This window comes from Roseivivax sp. CAU 1761 (genome assembly GCF_054482755.1).
Genome location: NZ_JBTLRM010000001.1, coordinates 101,970 through 121,712, shown reverse-complemented (window position 1 = coordinate 121,712; position 19,743 = coordinate 101,970). Strand labels below are relative to the sequence as shown.

Below are 19,743 nucleotides of genomic sequence, written 5' to 3'. Positions count from 1 at the left end.
AGCCTCCCGTGTCCTGTCGCCGGCATCAAACATGCCGCACCCGCGGAGGCAAAGCCCTACCGTGCGTCACGCTCCCCGAGCAGCGCCTCGAGCCGCGCCCGCTCCTCCGCGGTGAGCGCGGCCTCGGCCTCGGGCCGGGCCCGGGCGCGGCGCCGCAGGTAGAGGCCGCCGGTGCCGAGCGCGGTCAAAAACATCAGCGGGCCGGCGGCCCAGAGCAGCCGGTTCCAGCCCTCGGTGGTGGGGGCGAGCAGCACGAATTCGCCGTAGCGCTCGACCAGGAAGGCCACGACCTCGGCATCGCTGTCGCCGGCGCTCAGGCGCTCGCGCACCATCAGGCGCAGGTCGCGGGCCAGCGGCGCGTTCGATTCGTCGATCGACTCGTTCTGGCAGACCAGGCAGCGCAGGCCTTCGGAGATCGCGCGCGCCCGCGCCTCCAGCGCCGGGTCGGCGAGCATCTCGTCGGGCTGCACGGCGCCGGCGCCCTGGCCCGCGAGGCCGAGACCGGCGGCCAGCAGCGCCGCGCGCAGCAGCGCCCGGCTCATTCCGCCGGCACCGCGCCGGAGGCCGCCTTGCGGGCGCCCGCGGCGACCCGGTAGCGGCGGTCGCTGAGGCTCAGGAGGCCGCCCAGGGCCATCAGGATGGCACCGCCCCAGATCCAGTTGGCGAGCGGCTTGACATAGGTCCGCATGACCCAGCCGCCGCCTTCCTGGGCGTCGCCGATCACCACGTAGAGATCGCGCAGGAAGCGGTAGTCGATCGCCGCCTCGGTGGTCGGCATGCCGGCCACCGGATAGGTGCGCTTCTCGGGATAGAGGCGCACCGTCTCGGCGCCGTCCTCGCGCACCACCACCTCGGCCATGGTGGAGATGTAGTTCGGCCCCTGCACGCGGCGGACATCGGCGAGCTCGAGCTCGAAGGCGCCGACAGCGAAGTGCTCGCCCTGCTGCGCCACGCGGATGTCCTCCTGCTCCCAGGCGGTCAGGCCGGCAATGCCGATCATCACCACGCCGAGCCCGGAATGCGCCACCGCCTTGCCCCAATCGGCGCGCGGCAGGCGCGCGAGGCGCCGCAGGTCGCGGGTGCGCCCGGTGCGCGACCACAGATCGGCGGCCGCGCCGGCGATCAGCCAGGCGCCGAGGAAGACCCCGATCGGGCCCATCAGGCTGCGCCCGGTCTGCATCGCCCAGACCAGCCCGGCCAGCGCCAGGGCCAGCCCCAGCGCCGGCGCCAGGCTGCGCAGCGTGCGGCCGATCTTGGCGCGCTTCCAGGCCAGCATCGCGCCGAGCGGCAGGACGGCGCCGAGGACCAGCATGAAGGGCGTGAAGGCCATGTCGAAGAACGGCGCCCCGACCGAGAGCTTGCGGCCCCAGGCCATCTCCGCCACCAGCGGCCACATCGTGCCGACGAAGACCACGAAGGCCGAGACCGCGAGCAGGATGTTGTTGAGCACCAGCGCCGATTCCCGGCTGGCCAGCCCGAACACCCCCTTGGCCTGCATCGCCGAGGCGCGCGCCGCGTAGAGCGTCAGCGCGCCGCCGGTGAAGAGCACCAGGATGGCGAGGATGAAGACGCCGCGCTCGGGGTCGTTGGCGAAGGCGTGGACGCTGGTCAGCAGGCCCGAGCGCACGATGAAGGTGCCGATCAGCGAGAAGCCGAAGGCGAGGATGGCGAGCAGGATGGTCCAGGATTTCAGCGCCTCGCGCTTCTCTACCACGATGGCCGAATGCAGCAGCGCGGCGGCCAGCAGCCAGGGCATGAAGGAGGCGTTCTCCACCGGGTCCCAGAACCAGAAGCCGCCCCAGCCGAGCTCGTAATAGGCCCACCACGAGCCCAGCGCGATGCCGATGGTGAGGAACAGCCAGGCGGCCAGCGTCCAGGGCCGCACCCAGCGCCCCCAGGCGGCATCGACCCGGCCCTCGATCAGCGCCGCGACCGCGAAGGAGAAGCAGATCGAGAGCCCGACATAGCCGAGATAGAGAAACGGCGGGTGGAAGGCGAGGCCCGGATCCTGCAGCAGCGGGTTCAGGTCCTGGCCGTCGAAGGGCGGCTGCGCCAGCCGCCAGAACGGGTTCGAGGTGAACAGGATGAAGGCCAGGAAGGCGACGCCGATCGCGCCCTGCACCGCCAGCACGCGGGCCCGCAGGCTGGGCGGCAGGTTGCCCCCGAACCAGGCCGCCATGGCGCCGAACAGCGCCAGGATCAGCACCCAGAGCAGCATCGAGCCCTCGTGGTTGCCCCAGGTGCCGGTGATCTTGTAGAGCAGCGGCTTGGCCGAATGCGAGTTCAGCGTCACCAGCTGCAGCGAGAAATCCGACGTCACGAAGGCGTGGACGAGGGCCGCGAAGGCCCCGGCGCAGAGCACGAACTGCGCCGTCGCGGCGGGTTCGGCCACCGCCATCCAGCCGGCCCAGCGGCGCTGCGCGCCGACGAGCGGCACCACCGTCTGCACGATGGCCACGAAGAAGGCGAGGATCAGGGCGACATGGCCGAGTTCGGTAATCATGCCCCCTGTATAGGCGCGGCGCGGGCCCCCGCCAATGCCGACCGAAGGTCGCAGCTTCGCGATCGCGTGAAGCCCCGCGGGGCGGTCACTTCCAGGCTTGCGGCTGCGGGTCGATCTCGGCCTTGACCTGGCCGTAGGCGAGGAGCGCGAAGAGACCGGTGCCGCCGGCGACATTGCCCACGAAGGACGGCAGGATCAGTCCGAGCCAGGTCTTCTGCCAGTCGATCTCGCCGTCGATCCAGAGCAGGAAGGCCTCGCCCGAACCGGCCACCACATGGGTGAAGTCGCCCATGGCGATCAGGTAGGTCATCAGGAAGATGACGAAGACCTCGGTGCCGTTCGAGGAGGGCAGCATCCAGACCAGCGCGGCGATGAAGAAGCCCGCCGGCACGCCGTACTTGAACGCCTCCATGGCGGTGAACTCGGCGTAATGGTGCGACACCGCCTTCATGCCCTCGATGTATTCCGGCACCACGGTGCCGCCGTAGAGGGTCAGGAGCGCCACGAAGAAGGTCCCCACCATGTTGGCCGCGAAGACCAGCGCCCAGAGCCGCGCGGCGCAGCCCAGCATGCGGAACGAGCGGTCCTTGAGCACCGGCAGGACCACCGTGATGGTGTTCTCGGTGAAGAGCTGCAGGCGGCCGAGGATGACGATGATGAAGCCGACCGTGTAGCCCAGGTTCTCGATCGCGGCGCGGTAGGCATGATCGACGAAGGTCGTGTGCAGGATGCCCTCGGCCAGGACCGAGGCCGAGATCCCCACCCCGGCGGCGATGCCCGACCACCAGAGCGAGCCCATGGGGCGCTTCAGCTCCTCGCGGCCCTCGAGGTTGATGACCTCGTAGACCGCGCGGGGCGCGAGGCTGCGATGGCTGCTGATCTGGCTCGCCTCGCCGCGGGAATAGCGCTTGTCGACGCCCTCGTCGTTGGTGCCGCGGTCGTCGTCGCCCTCGTCGCGGTTTTCGCGGTCGCGGTCGTCGCTGTCGCGGTCGTCGCCGTCGCGCTCGCCTGCCTCCCGGCCGCCGCTCTCCCCGGGCGCGGCGCGGCGCGCATCGTCGCGCTCCGCGTCGTCGGACGGGCCGAAGCGAGGGTGGGAATCGTGGCGTTCGGATCGGGACATGGGCGGCTTCCTGGCACTGCGCAGCGCCGCGCGCGCAACCGGCGCCTGCCGGCGCCGGCGGCGTCCGCAATAGGAACCCCCCGAAGCGCGACGCGGTTCCCCGCGCGCGGGGTCTCGCGTCGGAGACGGGCATCGACCTGGCCTGGAGGCCCGAGCCGGCATCCCTACCGGGATGAGAATGGTGCGGTCGAGAAGACTCGAACTTCCACGGGAGTTACCCCACAGCGACCTCAACGCTGCGCGTCTACCAATTCCGCCACGACCGCACTGTCTTGGCTTGGGTGAGGCGGCGTATAGACGAGGCTTCCGGGGATGTGAAGAGCCCCCGGGCGATTTTTTCCGGCGCCGTCAGCGCCCGATCTCCCAGGCCGTTCCGCGCTTGCGGAACCGGGTCCGGGACACCGTGGTGAAGGCCTCGGCGCGGGCATCGGCGCCGTAGCGCGTCACGGTCACCGCGCCGCGCTCCACGTCGATCAGGTTGAGGTCGTTGGGCTCGCCCCGGACCCGGGTCGAGAGGCCGGTGCCGGCCTGCAGGAGAAGGAGCCCGGCGGCGGCGCGGAACGGCATGGCGCGCCAGACATGCAGGTGCCCGCAGAGCACCAGGTCGGCGCCGAGGTCGGAGAGCCGCTGGATGCCGCGATCGGCGCCGCGCATCGGCTTCTTGGCGTCACTCGCCATGTGCTCGGGCGGGTGGTGCATCATCACGATGCCAAGCTTGCCGCGGGCCTCGGCGGCGTGCAGCCGGGCGGTGACCCGGTGCAGCGAGCGCGTGCGCAGGCGGCCGCGCTGCCAGGCCTGGGGATCGGCGGTGTTGAGGCAGGCCACGACGTAATCCTCGGCCTCGTGGAACGGCTCAAGTTCGCGGGCGACGTGGCGGCGGTAGCGCGCCCAGGGCCGCAGCGCGCGGACCCAGAGATTGTCGAGCGGCGTGTCGTGGTTGCCCGGCACGGTCAGCACCGGCGCGGAGAGGCGGTCGATGAAGGCGCGCGCGGCCCGGAACTGGTGGTGCCGGGCGCGCTGCGTCAGGTCGCCCGAGATCAGCACCAGCTCGGCGCCCGAGCGGTTCAGGAAGGTGACCAGGGGATCGACGAGCTCGGGGCGGTCGCGGCCGAAATGCAGATCCGAGATATGCGCGATCCGGGCTGTCATGCGCCGGCGGCGGCCGCGTCACCGGCAGAGGCTTCGGGCACCACCACGTTGAGCGCGGCGTCGTGCATGCGGAAACGCAGCGGCGTCGAGAGCTGGAAGCGCTCGCCGTCCATCGCCACGGTCTGCATGCGGCGCCGGGTCTCGATGACGATCTCGGTGCCGGTCACCAGCTCGAAGTCGCGGTTCAGCACCATGCCCTTGGAGGCCAGGAGCAGCGCCCGCACCAGGAGCTGCCAGCGGCTGCAATCGGGCGCCAGGTAGAGGGCAAACTCGCCGCGCTCCACCGCGTCGGCCCCGGCCAGCCCGTAATGCGCCAGCTGGAAGGCGGAGCGGCCGACGAAGGCCAGCGGCGTCTTGCGCCGCAGCGTGCGGTCGCCGACCCGGACCTGCATGCGGATCGGGCTGCGGAAGGTCAGGAAGGTCACCAGCACCGACCAGTGCGCGGCGAGCTGCGAGCGGCCCCAGCGCTTGTAGGTGCCCTCGCGCTCCTTGAGGACCTGCGGGTAGATGCCGAGGCTGGCATTGTTGAGAAAGACCTGGCCGTTGACCTCGCCCACCGGCACCGCCTGGCTGTGCCCGGCCGCCAGGAGGTCGATGGCGGCGTCGATGTCGGTGGGAATGTCGAGCCCGCGCGCGACGAAGTTGAAGGTGCCCTGCGGCACGATCCCGAGCCGCCGCCCGGTGCCCGCGAGCTGGCCCGCCACGCCCGAGATCGTGCCGTCGCCGCCGGCCGCGGCGATGGTTCCGAAGCCGTCCTTCATGGCGCGCTGGCAGGCATCCGCGAGACCGGCGCCGGGCGGGAAGCGACGCAGCTCGAAGCGGCCGGGATGGCGGGCGAAGGCGGCCTCCAGCCGCTCCACCACCTCGGCCTTGTCGGCGCTGCCCGACCCCTCGTTGAGCAGCACGCAGATGCGTCGGTCGGTGCTCAGCACCTTGGTCGAGGGATCGGCATGGGGGTTGGCGAGAAAGCTCATGGGACACCGGGTTCGAGGGCCGAGGGGCTGCCGTTTCCAACTAGCGGCACGGGCCCGGGTTCCGGCCGGGATGCGATTGCACCGCAGTCTCGATCTTGCAGTTGCCTGAAGGGCTTCGCCCCCCGGCCCCGGGGGGCAGAGCTCAGCCGATGGCGGCCCGGATCAGCAGCGCCACGAGGCCCAGCGCCGTCACCCCTGCCAGCCACAGGGCCACGAACCATCCCAGCCGCCGCAGCATCAGTGATAGCCCTCGCCGGGCCTAAGCTTGCCGCGGAACACCCAGTAGGCGTAGCCGGAATAGATCAGGATGATCGGCACCAGGAAGGCCGCGCCGACGAACATGAAGAGCTGCGACTTGGCCGGGCTCGCCGCCTCGTAGATGGTGATCTCGGGCGGGATGATGTGCGGCCACATGGAGATGCCGAGGCCGACGAAGCACAGCGCGAAGAGCGCCAGCGTCAGCACGAAGGGCAGCCAGTCGCGGCCGTCCTCGTCGATCGAGGTCCAGAGCCGCCAGGCGATCAGCGCCACCAGCACCGGCACCGGCGCCACGGTGAGCGCCGCCGGGAAGCCGAACCAGCGGGCGAAGTAGTCGTGGCCGAGAAACGGCGTGGCGAGGCTGACCGCGACGATGCAGCCGATCGTCGCCACCCCGAAGAGCCGCGCCATGCGCCGCACCCGGGCCTGGATCGGACCGGCCAGCTTGAGGTTCAGCCAGCAGGCGCCGACGAAGGCGTAGCCCAGCACCACCGAGACCCCGGTGAGCAGCGAGAACGGCGTCAGCCAGTCCCACCAGCCGCCGCCATAGGCGCGGCCGTCGACCTCGATGCCCTGGAGCAGCGCGCCCAGGGTGATGCCCTGGGCCAGGGCCGCCACGGTGGAGCCGGCGATGAAGGCCTGGTCCCAGAACCAGCGCGAAAACGGCCGGTTGGCCCTCCAGCGGAACTCGAAGGCGACGCCGCGGAAGATCAGCGCCAGCAGCATCGCGATGATCGGCGGGTAGAGCGCCGGCAGGATGATGGCATAGGCCAGCGGGAAGGCCGCGAAGAGCCCGCCGCCGCCCAGCACCAGCCAGGTTTCGTTGCCGTCCCAGACCGGCGCGACCGAGTTCATCATCAGGTCGCGGTCCTCCCTCTTGCGGAAGAAGGGGTAGAGGATGCCGATGCCCAGGTCGAACCCGTCGAGAACCACGTAGACATAGACCGCGAAGGCGAGCAGCAGCGCCCAGGCCACGGTCAGATCGATCGAGATGCCCAATCCGTCCATCATCCCCTCCTCATTCCGCCGGGGCGGTGCCGCCGGGCTGCGGCTGCTGCGCGCCCGGCACGATTCCGGCGGCGCGCAGCGGCCCCTCCTCGGCCTCGGCATCGTCGCCGACGGTCTCGGGCACCTTGCGCATCAGCTTCAGCAGGTAGCCGATGCCGGCGCCGAACACCGCGAAGTAGATCACCACGAAGGCGACGAGCGAAGCCCCGACCGCCCCCGCCCCGAGCGGCGAGGCCGCCTCGGCGGTCAGCATCTCGCCATAGACCACGTAGGGCTGGCGGCCGACCTCGGTGGTGACCCAGCCGGCGATCACCGCCACGAGTCCGGAGGGCGCCATGACAAAGGCCGAGCGGTGCAGCCAGCGGTCCTCGAAGAGCCGGCCGCGCCAGCGCGCCCAGAGCGACCAGAGACCGACGCCCACCATCAGGAAGCCGATGCCGACCATCACCCGGAAGGACCAGAAGACGATGGCGACCGGCGGCTCCTCGTCGTCGGGCACGGTGTCGAGCCCGTCCATCTGGGCGTCCCAGCTCTTGGCCAGGATCGGCCCGCCAATGCGCGGGATCGAGACCTCGTAGCGCATCGCGCCGGCCTCCTGGTCGGGAATGCCGAACAGGATCAGCGGCACGCCGTCGTCGTAGCTTTCGAAATGCCCCTCCATCGCCAGCACCTTGGTGGGCTGGTATTCGTAGGTGTTGAGCCCGTGTTCGTGGCCGACCACGACCTGCAGCGGCGCCACCAGCGCCGCCATCCACATCGCCATCGAGAACATCCGCCGCACCCCGGCATTGTCGCGGCGTCCCTTGAGCAGGTGCCAGGCCCCGACCCCGCCGACCACGAAGGCCGTGGCGAGATAGGCGGCGGTCAGGGTGTGGGCCAGCCGGTACGGGAAGGACGGGTTGAGGATGACCTGCCACCAATCCTCGGGCACGAACTGGCCGACCTCGTTGATCGAATAGCCGGCGGGCGTGTGCATCCAGGAATTGACCGACAGGATCCAGGTGGCCGAGATCGCGGTTCCGAAAGCCACCATGGTGGTGGCGAACATGTGCAGCCCCGGCCCGACCTTGTCGCGTCCGAACAGCATGATGCCGAGGAACCCCGCCTCGAGGAAGAACGCGGTGAGCACCTCGTAGGCCATCGGCGGGCCCAGCACCGGGCCGGTGCGGTCGGAGAAGACCGACCAGTTGGTGCCGAACTGGTAGGACATGACGATGCCCGAGACCACGCCCATGGCGAAGGTGATGGCGAAGATCTTCACCCAGAAGCGGAAGAGCAGCAGATAGGCCTCGTCGCGCTTGCGCAGATATTGCGCGTTCAGCACCATCAGGAAGCTCGCCAGCCCGATGGTGAAGGCCGGGAAAATGAAGTGGAAGGCGACCGTGAAGGCGAATTGCATCCGCGCCAGCAGCACCGCGTCGAACCCGAAGAACCCTGTATCCATCACCGCACCTGCCGTTTTTCCGCGCCGTTTTCCGTCACTCCCGCCCAGAACCTAGGGAGGTTGCGCCGAATGTCCCGCTTGCGGTGTCCGGGGCCGGCTGTTTCACTTCCCCGGCAACACGGCGTGACATGGCGCGCGACCTTGACTAAGTAGGCGCCATCCCGCAGCCGAGGCCGGAGCCCGCCCTTGTCCACTCGCATGCCCCCCGCCCATCCCTTCGATTTCGACGCCGTGTCCGAGGACGGCGACACGCTGCACGAGGAATGCGGCGTCTTCGGCGTCGTCGGCGTCGCCGATGCGGCGAACTTCGTGGCCCTCGGGCTGCACGCGTTGCAGCATCGCGGCCAGGAGGCCGGCGGCATCGTCACCTACGATGCCGAGCAGGGGTTCAACTCGGCCCGCCGCTTCGGCTACGTCCGCGACACCTTCACCTCGCAGCAGGTGATGGAGACCCTGCCGGGCGCGCTGGGGATCGGCCATGTGCGCTATTCCACCGCCGGCTCCAAGGGCCCGACGCAGATCCGCGACGTGCAGCCGTTCTTCGGCGAATTCTCCATGGGCGGCGCGGCGATCGCCCATAACGGCAACATCACCAACGCCGAATCGCTGCGCCGCGAACTGATCGAGCGCGGCTCGATCTTCCAGTCCTCGTCGGACAGCGAATGCATCGTGCACCTGATGGCGCGGTCGCTGCAGCGCGACATCCCCTCGCGCATGGAGGACGCGCTGCGCCGGGTCGAGGGCGCCTTCTCGGTCGTGGCGATGACCCGCACCAAGCTGATCGGCGTGCGCGACCCGCTGGGCGTGCGGCCGCTGGTCCTGGGCCGGGTCGGCGAGGGCTGGGTGCTGTCGTCGGAGACCTGCGCGCTCGACATCATCGGCGCCGAGTTCGTGCGCGAGGTCGAGCCCGGCGAGATGGTGGTGATCACGCCGGAGCGCGGCGTCGAATCGCTGCGCCCGTTCCGGCCGCGCAAGCCGCGCTTCTGCATCTTCGAGCACGTCTATTTCTCGCGCCCCGATTCGATCATCGGCGGCCGCTCGGTCTACGAGACCCGCCGGCAGATCGGGGTGGAGCTGGCGCGCGAGGCCCATGTCGATGCCGACCTGGTCTGCCCGGTGCCCGATTCGGGCACCCCCGCGGCCATCGGCTTTAGCCAGGAATCGGGCATTCCCTACGCCATGGGGATCGTGCGCAACCAGTATATGGGCCGCACCTTCATCGAGCCGACCGAGCAGATCCGCAACATGGGCGTGCGTCTCAAGCTCAACGTCAACCGCGCGCTGATCCGCGGCAAGCGGGTGATCCTGGTCGACGATTCCGTGGTCCGCGGCACCACCAGCCGCAAGATCAAGGACATGATCCTCGATGCCGGCGCCGCCGAGGTGCATTTCCGCATCGCCTCGCCGCCGACCTCCTGGCCCTGCTTCTACGGCGTCGACACGCCGCAGCGCGAGAAGCTCCTGGCCGCGACCATGTCCGAGGACGAGATGCGCGCCCATCTCGGCGTCGATTCGCTGCGCTTCATCTCGCTCGACGGGCTCTACCGCGCGGTCGGCGAGGCCGAGGGCCGCAACCCGGCCCAGCCGCAATATTGCGACGCCTGCTTCTCGGGCGACTACCCGGTCGAGCCCTCCGACATGATCGAGAAGGGCTTCCGGGTGAAGGAAGCCGCCGAGTGAAAGCGCGGGCGGGGCGCGCTCAGCGCCCCGCCGCCGATCCCTGCCCGGGTTGAGCGCGCTTCCGCCGCCGCGCGCGGTCATCAAGCCAGCGTGAAGGCCCTGCCCGTTCCGCCGCGCGCATCCCGGTCTTATCTGCCCCCTGCGCCGCGCTCTGGCGCGCAATGGGAGCTGATCATGGCACAACAGGACACGCCCGACCTCGTGGCCGAGCACGCCACGCGCGAGGCCGAGCTGGAACATCACGGCGTCACCCTGCTCGGCACCTTCGGAGCCGATGCCGAACCCGAGGCGATCCTGCGGCTGGCCGATGGCGGCATCGCGCGGGTCGTCCGCGGCGACCGCGTCGGCGCCGAGGTGGTGCAGGCGATCGACCACGACGCGGTGGTGCTGGCCCGCGCCGGCCGGGCGCGCCACCTGCACATCCCGGGCCGCTGAGCGCGGTTGACAAGGTCCGGCGGGCGCGCCACTGAGCGCGCCATGTCAATGCCCGTCGCCCTCATCACCGGTGCCTCGCGCGGCCTGGGCTTCGCCCTCGCCGAGGCCCTCTCCGCCAGCCATCACGTCGTCGCCGTGGCCCGCACCGTGGGCGCGCTCGAGGATCTCGACGACCGCATCCAGGCCCGCGGCGGGGCGGCGACGCTGGCGCCGATGGATGTCGGCAACCGCGACGCCATGGCGCAGCTCTGCCGGTCGATCCACGACCGCTGGGGCGGCATCGCGCTCTGGGCGCATACCGCGATCCATGCCGGTCCGCTGAGCCCGGCCGACCATCTCGACGAAAAGGACTGGGCGCGCTCGGTGGCGGTCAACGTCACCGCGATGGGGCATCTCGTGCCCTTCGTGGCGCCGCTGCTGGGGCGGGACGGCCGGGCGCTGTTCTTCGACGATCCGCGCGCGGGGGAGAAGTTCTTCGGCCTCTACGGCGCCACCAAGGCGGCGCAGATCGCGCTGGCGCGCTCCTGGGCGGCCGAGACCGCCCGCATCGGCCCGCGGGTGGAGATCCTGACGCCGCAGCCGATGCGCACCGCCACCCGCGGCCGGTTCTTTCCCGGCGAGGACCGCGCGGCGCTCGCCGATCCGCACGACGAGGCGGCCCGGCTCTTGGCCGCGCTCGCCTGACCCGCCGCGCGTCTCCCGGAACGGGGCGACGCGGCTTGCTCCGGGCGGCGCCATTTCCTATTGAATGGCGCAAAGACAGGGGCAGGTCCGACATGCGCATCCTCATCACCAACGACGACGGGATCAACGCCCGCGGGCTCGCCGTGCTCGAGGCGATCGCGGCGGAAATCGCCGGACCCGACGGCGAGGTCTGGATCGTCGCGCCGGCCTTCGAGCAGTCCGGCGTCGGGCATTGCATCTCCTATTCGCGCCCGATGATGGTCAGCGAACTGGCGCCGCGCCGCTTCGCCGCCGAGGGCAGCCCGGCGGATTGCGTGCTGGCCGGCGTCCATGACGTGCTCTCCGGCCAGCCCATCGACCTCGTGCTGTCGGGCGTCAACCGCGGCAACAACGCCGCCGAGAACACGCTTTACTCGGGCACCATCGGCGGCGCCATGGAGGCGGCGCTGCAGGGCCTGCCGGCGGTCGCGCTGTCGCAGTTCTACGGCCCCGAGAACGCCCAGGCCGACGACCCGTTCGAGGCCGCGGCGGTGCACGGCGCCGAGACCATCCGCCGGCTGCTCGACTTCACCCCCAACGCCTCGGACGATTACCGGCTGTTCTACAACGTCAACTTTCCCCCGGTCCCGGCCGCGCAGGTGCGCGGCACCCGGGTGGTGCGCCAGGGCCGCCGCCCCGATACCGGCTTCGGGGTCGAGCCGCAGCTCTCGCCCGCCGGCCGCCGCTTCCTGTGGATCGCCGGCGGCGATCAGCGCCGCCCGACCGGGCCCGGCACCGATGCCAGCGCCAATCTCGACGGCTACATCTCGGTCACGCCGATGCGCGCCGACCTCACCGCGCATGACGCGCTGGCGCCCCTCGAACGGGTCTTTGCATGAGCGACGACGCCGAACGCAAGATGCAGTTCCTCTACGCCCTGCGCTCCAAGGGCGTCACCGACCGGCGGGTGCTGGAGGCGATGGAGCGCATCGACCGGGCGCCGTTCATCCGCAACTACTTCACCGACCGCGCGCATGACGACATGCCGCTGCCGATCGCCTGCGGGCAGACCATCTCGCAGCCCTCGATCGTCGGGCTGATGACCCAGGCGCTCGACGTGTCGTCGCGCCACAAGGTGCTCGAGGTCGGCACCGGCTCGGGCTACCAGGCGGCGATCCTGTCCTGCCTGGCGCGCCGGGTCTACACCGTCGACCGCCACGCCCGGCTGGTGCGCGAGGCCCGCGAGGTCTTCGAGGCGATGGGCCTGGCCAACATCACCGCCTTCGTCGCCGATGGCAGCCACGGCCTGCCCGACCAGGCGCCGTTCGACCGCATCCTGGTCACCGCGGCGGCCGAGGATCCGCCCGGCCCGCTCTTGGCCCAGTTGAAGATCGGCGGTATCATGGTGCTGCCCGTCGGCCAGTCCGACAACGTCCAGCGGCTGATCCGGGTCACCCGGCACGAGAACGGTTTCGACTATGACGAGCTTCGCCCGGTGCGCTTCGTGCCGCTGGTCGAAGGGCTCGGCAAGGACAGCTGATGGCCGTGCAGGCGGCCCGAACGACAGACGCTCCGGCAACAAGGGGCGAAGCCGAGGACAGATGATGATTGAGCAGTTTCCCCGCTTTCGCCCCGGATCCGTGCTGCGCCGGCCGGTCAGCCTGCTGGCCCTGCTGGCCGCGACCGCCTGCGCCGGGCCCTTCGACCCCGACATCCGCGGCCGGCTCGGCGGCCCGCTCGACACCTCGCACGCCGCCGTGGCGGCGACCGAGCCGCGGCCCGAGCCCGACGATCGCGGGGTGATCTCCTACCCCAATTACCAGGTCGCGGTGGCGCGGCGCGGCGACACGCTGGCCGATGTCGCCCAGCGCGTCGGCCTGCCGCCCGAGGAACTGGCCGCCTATAACGGCGTCCAGACCGGCGACCCGCTGCGCCGGGGCGAGATCGTGGCGCTGCCGCGCCGGGTCTCCGAGCCGACCGCCGAGACCGGCGCCAAACCCAGCACGCCGACCGGCGCGATCACCTCGGCACCGCTTGGCCAGCCGAGCCAGGTCGACGTCACCACGCTGGCCTCGGACGCGCTCGACGCCGCGCCCTCGACGCCGCCGCAACCCGCCGCCAGCCCGGCCCCGGCGGGCCGCAACGACGCGGTGGAGCCGGTGCGTCACCGCGTGCAGCGCGGCGAGACCGCCTACACCATCGCCCGGCTCTACAATGTCAGCCCGCGCGCCCTGGCGGACTGGAACGGGCTCGACGCCAACTTCACCCTGCGCGAAGGCCAGTACCTGCTGATCCCGATCGCCGCCGAGAGCGCCGCGCCCGCGGCCTCCGGCCCGGCCCCGCAGAGCCCGGTCAGCGCGCCGGCCCAGCCGGCCGCGGTGGCGGTGACGCGGCCGGGCAGCGGCTCGCCCACGCCGACGCCGCCCTCGGCCACCAAGCCGCTTCCGGTCGAGACGCCGCAGCCCGCCGCCGCGCCGGCGCCGAAACCGGCCGCCCCGGCCGCCCCGGTGGGCGAGACCACGCGCGCCGCCAGCAATGCGCGCATGACCATGCCGGTCGAGGGCAACATCATCCGCGAATACGCCAAGGGCCGGAACGACGGCATCGACATCTCGGCGCCGGCCGGAACCGCGGTGCGGGCCGCCGATTCCGGCACCGTGGCGGCGATCACCCGCAACACCGAGGACGTGCCGATCCTGGTGATCAAGCATGCCGGCGACCTGCTCACGGTCTACACCCACATCAACGAGATCCGGGTGAAGAAGGGCGACACCGTGACCCGCGGGCAGACCATCGGCAAGGTCCAGGCCGGGGACCCCGCGCGGATGCATTTCGAGGTCCGCGACGGCTTCGACAGCGTCGATCCGATGTCCTATCTGCGCTGAGGCGCGCCGCCAGCATTGGCGCGCTCCGGCGCGGCGTCGGGGGCGCCCCGCGCGCACCGGCGCGGCGGCCGGCCGCGCGCGGGCCCGCCGCGCCGCCGGAAACCCGGCCGCGTGGCTCGTATGTCTGCAAGAAGAGCGTCACCGGGCGCTGCGGCGCGCGTCCCTGCCGCCGCCCCTGCCCTGCCGGGCCTGAGCCCGCGGGACCGTTAGAGGCGGATGTCGTGCCGGCCCGCCAGGTCGGTGAAGAACTGCCAGGCCACCCGGCCCGAACGGCCGCCCCGCGTCGCGGCCCATTCGATGGCCTCGGCGCGCAGCGTCTCGGCATCGATCTGCAGCCCGTAAGCGGTGCAGTAGCCGTCCACCATGGCGAGGTATTCGTCCTGGGTGCAGGGATGGAAGCCGAGCCACAGGCCGAAGCGGTCGGACAGCGACACCTTCTCCTCGGTCGCCTCCGAGGGGTTGATCGCCGAGGAACGTTCGTTCTCGATCATGTCGCGCGGCATCAGGTGGCGCCGGTTCGAGGTGGCGTAGAACAGCACGTTCTCCGGCCGCCCCTCGATGCCGCCGTCGAGCACCGCCTTCAGGCTCTTGTAATGCTGGTCGTCGCCCGAGAAGGACAGGTCGTCGCAGAACAGCAGGAAACGGTGCGGGGCGCGCCGCAGATGGTTCAGCAGCCGCCCCACCGAGGGCAGGTCCTCGCGCTGCAGCTCGACGATCTTGAGATCACCGCCCTCGGCCCGGACGGTGGCGTGCACCGCCTTCACCACGCTCGACTTGCCCATGCCGCGGGCGCCCCAGAGCAGGGCGTTGTTGGCCGGCAGGCCGCGGGCGAAGCGGCGGGTGTTGCCGAGCAGCGTCGCCTTGGTGCGCTCGAGCCCGATCAGCAGGTCGAGCGGCACCCGCGACACCTCCGTCACCGGGTCGAGCCGGTCGGGCGCGGTGTGCCAGACGAAGGCGTCAGCGATGGCGAAATCCGGCGCCGGCATCGGCGCCGGTGCCAGGCGCTCCAGCGCCTCGGCGATGCGGACCAGATCGGCGCTCATGCCTTGCCGCCCTCGTCCGCCGCCGCGGCCTCGTCGTCGGCTTCTTCGTCCTCGAACCACAGGCCCTGCGCCTTGAGATCGGCGATGCGCTTCCGCTCGACGCGGGCGACCAGCAGGATCGACACCTCGTAGAGCCCGTAGACCACCACGAAGAGGATCAGCTGGGTGATCACGTCGGGCGGCGTCACCAGCGCGGCCAGCACCAGGATCGCCACCACGGCGTATTTGCGCACCGCGCCCAACCCCTTGGCCGAGACCAGGCCCGCCTTGCCCATCAGCGTCAGCAGCACCGGCAGCTGGAAGCACAGGCCGAAGGCCACGATGAACTTGATGGTGAGGTTGAGATATTCCTGCGCCGAGCCCTGGAAGACCACCGACAGGCCCTGGCGGACTTCCTCGCCGACCACCGCCTCGCCGCCCGAGCCGAATTGCTGGAAGCCGAGGAAGAAATCGTAGGCCAGGGGCGTCACCACGTAGAAGGCGAAGGACGCGCCGAGGAAGAACATGAAGGGCGAGGCGACGAGGAAGGGCAGGAAGGCGCCCTTCTCCGACTTGTAGAGCCCCGGCGCCACGAAGCGCCACATCTGGTTGGCGATGTAGGGGAAGGCCAAGATGAAGCCGCCGAGGAGCGACACCTTCACCGCCACGAAGAAGCCCTCCTGCGGCGAGATGAAGATCAGGTCGCAATTCTGCCCGCGCTGGGCCAGCACCTCGCAGAGCGGGTCGGTCAGGAAGTTGAAGATCGGCGTCGCCACGGTGAAGCAGATCACCATGCCGACGATGAAGGCGACGACCGAATGGATCAGCCGGGTCCGCAGCTCCGCCAGATGCTCGATCAGCGGGGCGGAGCTGTCTTCGATCTCGTCGGAGGGGTCGCGGGCGCTCATGTCTCGGTCTTCCGCTCCTCGGCCGGCGCCGCCGGGGCGCTCGCGGCTTCCAGTTCCTCGGCCTTGCGCAGCGCCGCGTCGGCCTCGCGCTTCTTGCGCTCGGCCGCGGCGCGGGCGGTGGCCGCCTCGATCTTGCGCCGCTTGTCATCCGAGGCCGGCGCGGCCGACGTCTTGGGCTCGTCGTCGAGGTCGAACCGGCCCAGATCCTTGGCCGCGCTCTTGACCCCGTCCATCGCCGAGCCGAGCGGGTTGGTCGCGCTCTTGAACGACTTGGCGGCGTCCTTCACGCCGGATTCGTCCGCCGCCTCGTTCATCGCGCGCGAAAACTCCCGCGCCATGCCGCGCGCCTTGCCGACGAAGCGGCCGACATTGCGGAAGAGCACCGGCAGGTCCTTCGGGCCGACGACGATCAGCGCGACGATCCCGATGACCAGAAGCTCGGTCCAGCCCAGGTCGAACATTTAGACCTTGTCTTTCTCGCGCTCGGGCGTGACGTCGCGGGCGCTGTCGGCCCGGGCGGTCTCGGCCCGCTCGTCGTCCTCGAGTTCCTTGGACCCGTCCGACACGCCCTTCTTGAAGGCGGTGATGCCCTTGCCGACCTCGCCCATCAGGCTCGAGATCTTGCCGCGGCCGAACAGCACCAGCACCACCACGGCGATCAGCAGGAGGCCCGGAAGGCCGATATTGTTGAGCATGGTCTCTCTCCTCATGCGCGCCGCGGCCCGGGGCCACAGCACCGACATCTCTCGCCCGTTCTCTAGCCCGTCGCGGGCTTGCGGAAAAGCGGTCCGGGCATGGATTCCGGCGCCTGCGCACGCGAAAGTGCGTGACCTTGTGCCATCATCCTGTCAGGTGTCAGGATAATGACAAAACGCGCGCGCGCGGCAGCTCCGGGAGCCCCGAATCACCCATGACGCGGACCCGATGAAACGCGGCGACCGGCTCTACGCGCTGATGACCCGGCTGCGGGACGGCCGGGTGCACCGGGCCGAGGATCTGGCGCGCGCACTCAACGTGTCGCTCCGCACCATCTACCGCGACATGGAGACGCTCGCCGCCTCCGGCGTGCCGGTCGAGGGCGAGCGCGGCCGCGGCTACTCGGCGCGCGCGGCGATCACCCTGCCGCCGCTCAACCTGACCGAGGCCGAGCTCGAGGCGCTGCATCTGGGGCTGGTGGCGGTCGGCGCCGCCGGCATGGCCGATCTCGCCGACGCCGCGCGCAGCCTGTCGGCCAAGATCGAGGCCGTGCTGCCCGAGGATACCGGCATGGCGGCGCAGCGCTTCGGCTTCGCCACCTACCCCTTCGCCGAGGCCGCCGAGGGCTTCCGCCACATGCCCGCCTTCCGCCGCGCCATCCGGGCGCGCCAGAAGCTGCGCGTCGCGCTGGCCGGCGAGGCCGCGCCGCGCGACGTGCGGCCGCTGCATCTCGATTACTGGGGGCGCATCTGGACCTGCGTGGTCTGGGACGAGACGGCGGGCGATTTCGCCACCTTCCGCATCGACCGGGTGACGCGGCTGGCGCCGCTGCCGGGGCTCTTCGTGGACGAGCCGGGCAAGCGCCTCTCGGATTTCCGGGCCCGCAACGCGTAAAGGGCGCAGCCCCGGTCCCGGTGCCACGCCCCTTCCGTTTCTCCGCTGCGCGCCGGCTCAGCTCGCCTTGGCCATCCGCTTGCGCTCGTGCGGGTCGAGGAACCGCTTGCGCAGCCGCACCGCGTTCGGCGTCACCTCGACGAGCTCGTCGTCGTTGATATAGGCGATCGCCTCCTCGAGGCTGAAGGTCGTGGCCGGGGTCAGCCGCACCGCGTCGTCGGACCCCGAGGCGCGCACGTTGGTCAGCTTCTTGCCCTTCAGCGGGTTCACCTCGAGATCGTTCTCGCGGGAATGCTCGCCGATGATCATGCCCTGATAGACCTTTTCCTGCGGGCCGATGAACATGCGGCCGCGCTCCTCGAGGTTCCACAGCGCGTAGGCCACCGCCTCGCCGGCCTCCATCGAGATCAGCACGCCGGCACGGCGGCCCTCGATGGTGCCCTTGTGCGGGGTCCAGCCGTGGAACACCCGGTTCAGCACGCCGGTGCCGCGGGTGTCGGTCAGGAACTCGCCGTGATAGCCGATCAGGCCGCGCGCCGGGACATGCGCCACGATGCGGGTCTTGCCGGCGCCGGCGGGCTTCATCTCCACCAGCTCGCCCTTGCGCGCGCCGGTGATCTTCTCGATCACCGCGCCGGAATAGTCGTCGTCGACATCGATGGTGACTTCCTCGACCGGCTCCTCGAGCCCGGCTTCGCCGTCGCGCATGATCACCTGCGGGCGCGAGATCGACAGCTCGAAGCCCTCGCGGCGCATGTTCTCGATCAACACGCCCATCTGCAGTTCGCCCCGGCCCGAGACCTCGAAGGCCTCGCCGCCCGGGGTGTCCTTGACCTTGATGGCGACGTTCGATTCGGCCTCCTTCAGGAGCCGTTCGCGGATCACCCGGGACTGCACCTTCTTGCCGTCGCGGCCCGCCAGCGGGCTGTCGTTGATGCCGAAGGTCACGGTGATGGTCGGCGGGTCGATGGGCTGGGCGTCGAGCGGTTCGTCCACCGCCAGCGCGCAGATCGTGTCGGCCACGGTGGCCTTCGACATCCCCGCGAGCGAGACGATGTCGCCGGCCTGGGCCTCCTCGATGTCCTGCTGGCCGAGGCCGCGGAAGGCCTGGATCTTGGTGACCCGGAACTGCTCGATCTTCTGGCCGATGCGGCTCAGCGCCTGCACCGTGGCGCCGACCTTGAGCTTGCCGCTCTCGACCCGGCCGGTGAGGATGCGGCCGACGAAGGGGTCGGAGCCCAGCGTGGTGGCCAGCATGCGGAAATCCTCGCCCTGACGCTTCAGCTGCTTGGGCGCCGGGACGTGGTTCGCCACCAGCTGGAACAGCGCCGAGAGATCCTTGCGCGGCCCGTCAAGCTCGGCATCGGCCCAGCCGGAGCGGCCCGAGGCGTAGAGATGCGGGAAATCGAGCTGGTCCTCGTCGGCGCCGAGATTGGCAAAGAGGTCGAAGCATTCGTCGAGCGCCCGGTCGGGCTCGGCATCGGGCTTGTCGACCTTGTTCAGCACCACGATCGGGCGCAGGCCCAGCGCCAGCGCCTTGGAGGTCACGAACTTGGTCTGCGGCATCGGCCCCTCGGCCGCGTCCACGAGCAGCACCACGCCGTCCACCATCGACAGGATGCGCTCCACCTCGCCGCCGAAATCGGCGTGGCCGGGCGTGTCGACGATGTTGATCCGGGTGCCCTTCCACTCGACGCTGGTCGCCTTGGCGAGGATGGTGATGCCGCGTTCGCGTTCGAGGTCGTTGCTGTCCATCGCCCGTTCGGCCACGGCCTGGTTCTCGCGGAAGGCGCCCGATTGCTTGAGCAGTTCGTCCACCAGGGTGGTCTTGCCATGGTCGACATGGGCGATGATCGCGATGTTGCGCAGATCCATGATGTGCTGGTCCCGTCAGAAGGTGTCGCGCGCGGCCTAACCGCTCCGCCGCGATTTGACCAGTCCGCGCGGGTCCGAAATGCCGCGCCCCGCGGTGCCGCGGCGCCGCTTGGGGGCGCGCCGCTCATGCCTGCAGGGGGGGGATGGAGGCGAGTACCGGAATCGAACCGGTGTGCACGGATTTGCAATCCGCTGCGTAACCACTCCGCCAACTCGCCAGAGCCTTTGT

20 protein-coding genes and 2 tRNA genes are annotated in these 19,743 nt (G+C 70.6%); 7 read left to right on the top strand and 15 right to left on the bottom strand.

Features of this window, described 5'->3' with window-relative positions; translation table 11 throughout:
• Positions 1 to 56: 56 nt before the first annotated feature.
• The 9 genes from ACXYMW_RS00585 to ACXYMW_RS00545 all read right to left on the bottom strand — a co-directional run bounded on the left by ACXYMW_RS00585 (position 57) and on the right by ACXYMW_RS00545 (position 8,456).
• Positions 57 to 542, bottom strand: a complete 486-nt coding sequence (locus tag ACXYMW_RS00585) for a cytochrome c-type biogenesis protein (protein ID WP_459033336.1) — start codon at positions 540 to 542, stop codon at positions 57 to 59.
• Positions 539 to 2,503 carry a heme lyase CcmF/NrfE family subunit gene (locus ACXYMW_RS00580; RefSeq protein ID WP_459033335.1) on the bottom strand — a complete coding sequence of 655 codons (1,965 nt, stop codon included), beginning with the start codon at positions 2,501 to 2,503 and terminating at the stop codon, positions 539 to 541. Before ACXYMW_RS00580 ends, ACXYMW_RS00585 begins: the two co-directional genes overlap by 4 nt.
• A gap of 85 nt (positions 2,504 to 2,588) precedes the next feature.
• Positions 2,589 to 3,623: a formate/nitrite transporter family protein gene (locus ACXYMW_RS00575; RefSeq protein ID WP_459033334.1), complete on the bottom strand. Its 1,035-nt coding sequence runs from the start codon at positions 3,621 to 3,623 to the stop codon at positions 2,589 to 2,591.
• Positions 3,624 to 3,802: 179 nt separating this feature from the next.
• Positions 3,803 to 3,889 (bottom strand) — tRNA-Leu (locus ACXYMW_RS00570).
• Between the two features lie 82 nt (positions 3,890 to 3,971).
• Positions 3,972 to 4,772 carry a metallophosphoesterase family protein gene (locus ACXYMW_RS00565; protein WP_459033333.1) on the bottom strand — a complete coding sequence of 267 codons (801 nt, stop codon included), beginning with the start codon at positions 4,770 to 4,772 and terminating at the stop codon, positions 3,972 to 3,974.
• Positions 4,769 to 5,746, bottom strand: a complete 978-nt coding sequence (locus ACXYMW_RS00560) for a diacylglycerol/lipid kinase family protein (RefSeq protein ID WP_459033332.1) — start codon at positions 5,744 to 5,746, stop codon at positions 4,769 to 4,771. The genes ACXYMW_RS00565 and ACXYMW_RS00560 overlap by 4 nt, the downstream gene beginning before the upstream one ends.
• A 142-nt stretch (positions 5,747 to 5,888) precedes the next feature.
• The gene (locus ACXYMW_RS00555; protein WP_459033331.1) at positions 5,889 to 5,984 is read right to left on the bottom strand and encodes a DUF2474 family protein; all 96 of its coding nucleotides are present in this window, start codon (positions 5,982 to 5,984) and stop codon (positions 5,889 to 5,891) included.
• Positions 5,984 to 7,015: a cytochrome d ubiquinol oxidase subunit II gene (gene cydB / locus ACXYMW_RS00550; protein ID WP_459033330.1), complete on the bottom strand. Its 1,032-nt coding sequence runs from the start codon at positions 7,013 to 7,015 to the stop codon at positions 5,984 to 5,986. The genes ACXYMW_RS00555 and cydB overlap by 1 nt, the downstream gene beginning before the upstream one ends.
• A gap of 7 nt (positions 7,016 to 7,022) precedes the next feature.
• Positions 7,023 to 8,456, bottom strand: coding sequence for a cytochrome ubiquinol oxidase subunit I (locus tag ACXYMW_RS00545; protein ID WP_459033329.1), 1,434 nt, complete (start codon positions 8,454 to 8,456; stop codon positions 7,023 to 7,025).
• A gap of 198 nt (positions 8,457 to 8,654) precedes the next feature.
• Between ACXYMW_RS00545 and purF the strand changes: the two genes are divergently transcribed.
• From purF to ACXYMW_RS00515, 6 genes are all read left to right on the top strand, one after another.
• Entirely contained in the window at positions 8,655 to 10,136 is a 1,482-nt protein-coding gene (purF, locus tag ACXYMW_RS00540; RefSeq protein ID WP_459033328.1) for an amidophosphoribosyltransferase, read from the top strand.
• A 174-nt stretch (positions 10,137 to 10,310) separates the two neighbouring features.
• A complete protein-coding gene (locus tag ACXYMW_RS00535; protein WP_459033327.1) occupies positions 10,311 to 10,571 on the top strand; it encodes an amidophosphoribosyltransferase in 261 nt (86 codons plus the stop codon).
• Positions 10,572 to 10,613: 42 nt separating this feature from the next.
• On the top strand, positions 10,614 to 11,255 hold the full coding sequence (locus ACXYMW_RS00530; RefSeq protein ID WP_459033326.1) for an SDR family oxidoreductase: 642 nt from the start codon (positions 10,614 to 10,616) through the stop codon (positions 11,253 to 11,255).
• Between the two features lie 92 nt (positions 11,256 to 11,347).
• Positions 11,348 to 12,133, top strand: coding sequence for a 5'/3'-nucleotidase SurE (surE, locus tag ACXYMW_RS00525; RefSeq protein WP_459033325.1), 786 nt, complete (start codon positions 11,348 to 11,350; stop codon positions 12,131 to 12,133).
• The gene (locus tag ACXYMW_RS00520) at positions 12,130 to 12,774 is read left to right on the top strand and encodes a protein-L-isoaspartate(D-aspartate) O-methyltransferase (protein ID WP_459033324.1); all 645 of its coding nucleotides are present in this window, start codon (positions 12,130 to 12,132) and stop codon (positions 12,772 to 12,774) included. Before surE ends, ACXYMW_RS00520 begins: the two co-directional genes overlap by 4 nt.
• A 64-nt stretch (positions 12,775 to 12,838) precedes the next feature.
• Complete coding sequence (locus ACXYMW_RS00515) at positions 12,839 to 14,119, top strand: peptidoglycan DD-metalloendopeptidase family protein (RefSeq protein WP_459033323.1); 1,281 nt, start codon at positions 12,839 to 12,841, stop codon at positions 14,117 to 14,119.
• A 206-nt stretch (positions 14,120 to 14,325) separates the two neighbouring features.
• Here the strand turns inward: ACXYMW_RS00515 and ACXYMW_RS00510 are convergent, their stop codons facing one another.
• From ACXYMW_RS00510 to ACXYMW_RS00495, 4 genes are read right to left on the bottom strand one after another with little or no spacing between them, the layout of a single operon-like run.
• The gene (locus ACXYMW_RS00510) at positions 14,326 to 15,162 is read right to left on the bottom strand and encodes an ATP-binding protein (protein WP_459033322.1); all 837 of its coding nucleotides are present in this window, start codon (positions 15,160 to 15,162) and stop codon (positions 14,326 to 14,328) included.
• Positions 15,159 to 16,049 (bottom strand): twin-arginine translocase subunit TatC, encoded by an 891-nt coding sequence (tatC, locus tag ACXYMW_RS00505; RefSeq protein ID WP_459033321.1) that lies wholly within the window; start codon positions 16,047 to 16,049, stop codon positions 15,159 to 15,161. The genes ACXYMW_RS00510 and tatC overlap by 4 nt, the downstream gene beginning before the upstream one ends.
• Entirely contained in the window at positions 16,046 to 16,510 is a 465-nt protein-coding gene (gene tatB / locus ACXYMW_RS00500; protein ID WP_459033320.1) for a Sec-independent protein translocase protein TatB, read from the bottom strand. Before tatB ends, tatC begins: the two co-directional genes overlap by 4 nt.
• A complete protein-coding gene (locus tag ACXYMW_RS00495) occupies positions 16,511 to 16,744 on the bottom strand; it encodes a twin-arginine translocase TatA/TatE family subunit (RefSeq protein ID WP_459033548.1) in 234 nt (77 codons plus the stop codon). It abuts the gene before it with no gap.
• Between the two features lie 229 nt (positions 16,745 to 16,973).
• On the opposite strand from ACXYMW_RS00495, the gene ACXYMW_RS00490 reads away from it, so the two are divergent.
• Positions 16,974 to 17,639, top strand: coding sequence for a helix-turn-helix transcriptional regulator (locus ACXYMW_RS00490; RefSeq protein ID WP_459033319.1), 666 nt, complete (start codon positions 16,974 to 16,976; stop codon positions 17,637 to 17,639).
• 57 nt (positions 17,640 to 17,696) lie between these two features.
• Here the strand turns inward: ACXYMW_RS00490 and typA are convergent, their stop codons facing one another.
• Both typA and ACXYMW_RS00480 read right to left on the bottom strand, forming a co-directional pair.
• Entirely contained in the window at positions 17,697 to 19,514 is a 1,818-nt protein-coding gene (gene typA / locus ACXYMW_RS00485; protein WP_459033318.1) for a translational GTPase TypA, read from the bottom strand.
• A 144-nt stretch (positions 19,515 to 19,658) separates the two neighbouring features.
• Positions 19,659 to 19,732, bottom strand: a tRNA-Cys gene (locus ACXYMW_RS00480).
• Positions 19,733 to 19,743 lie beyond the last annotated feature (11 nt).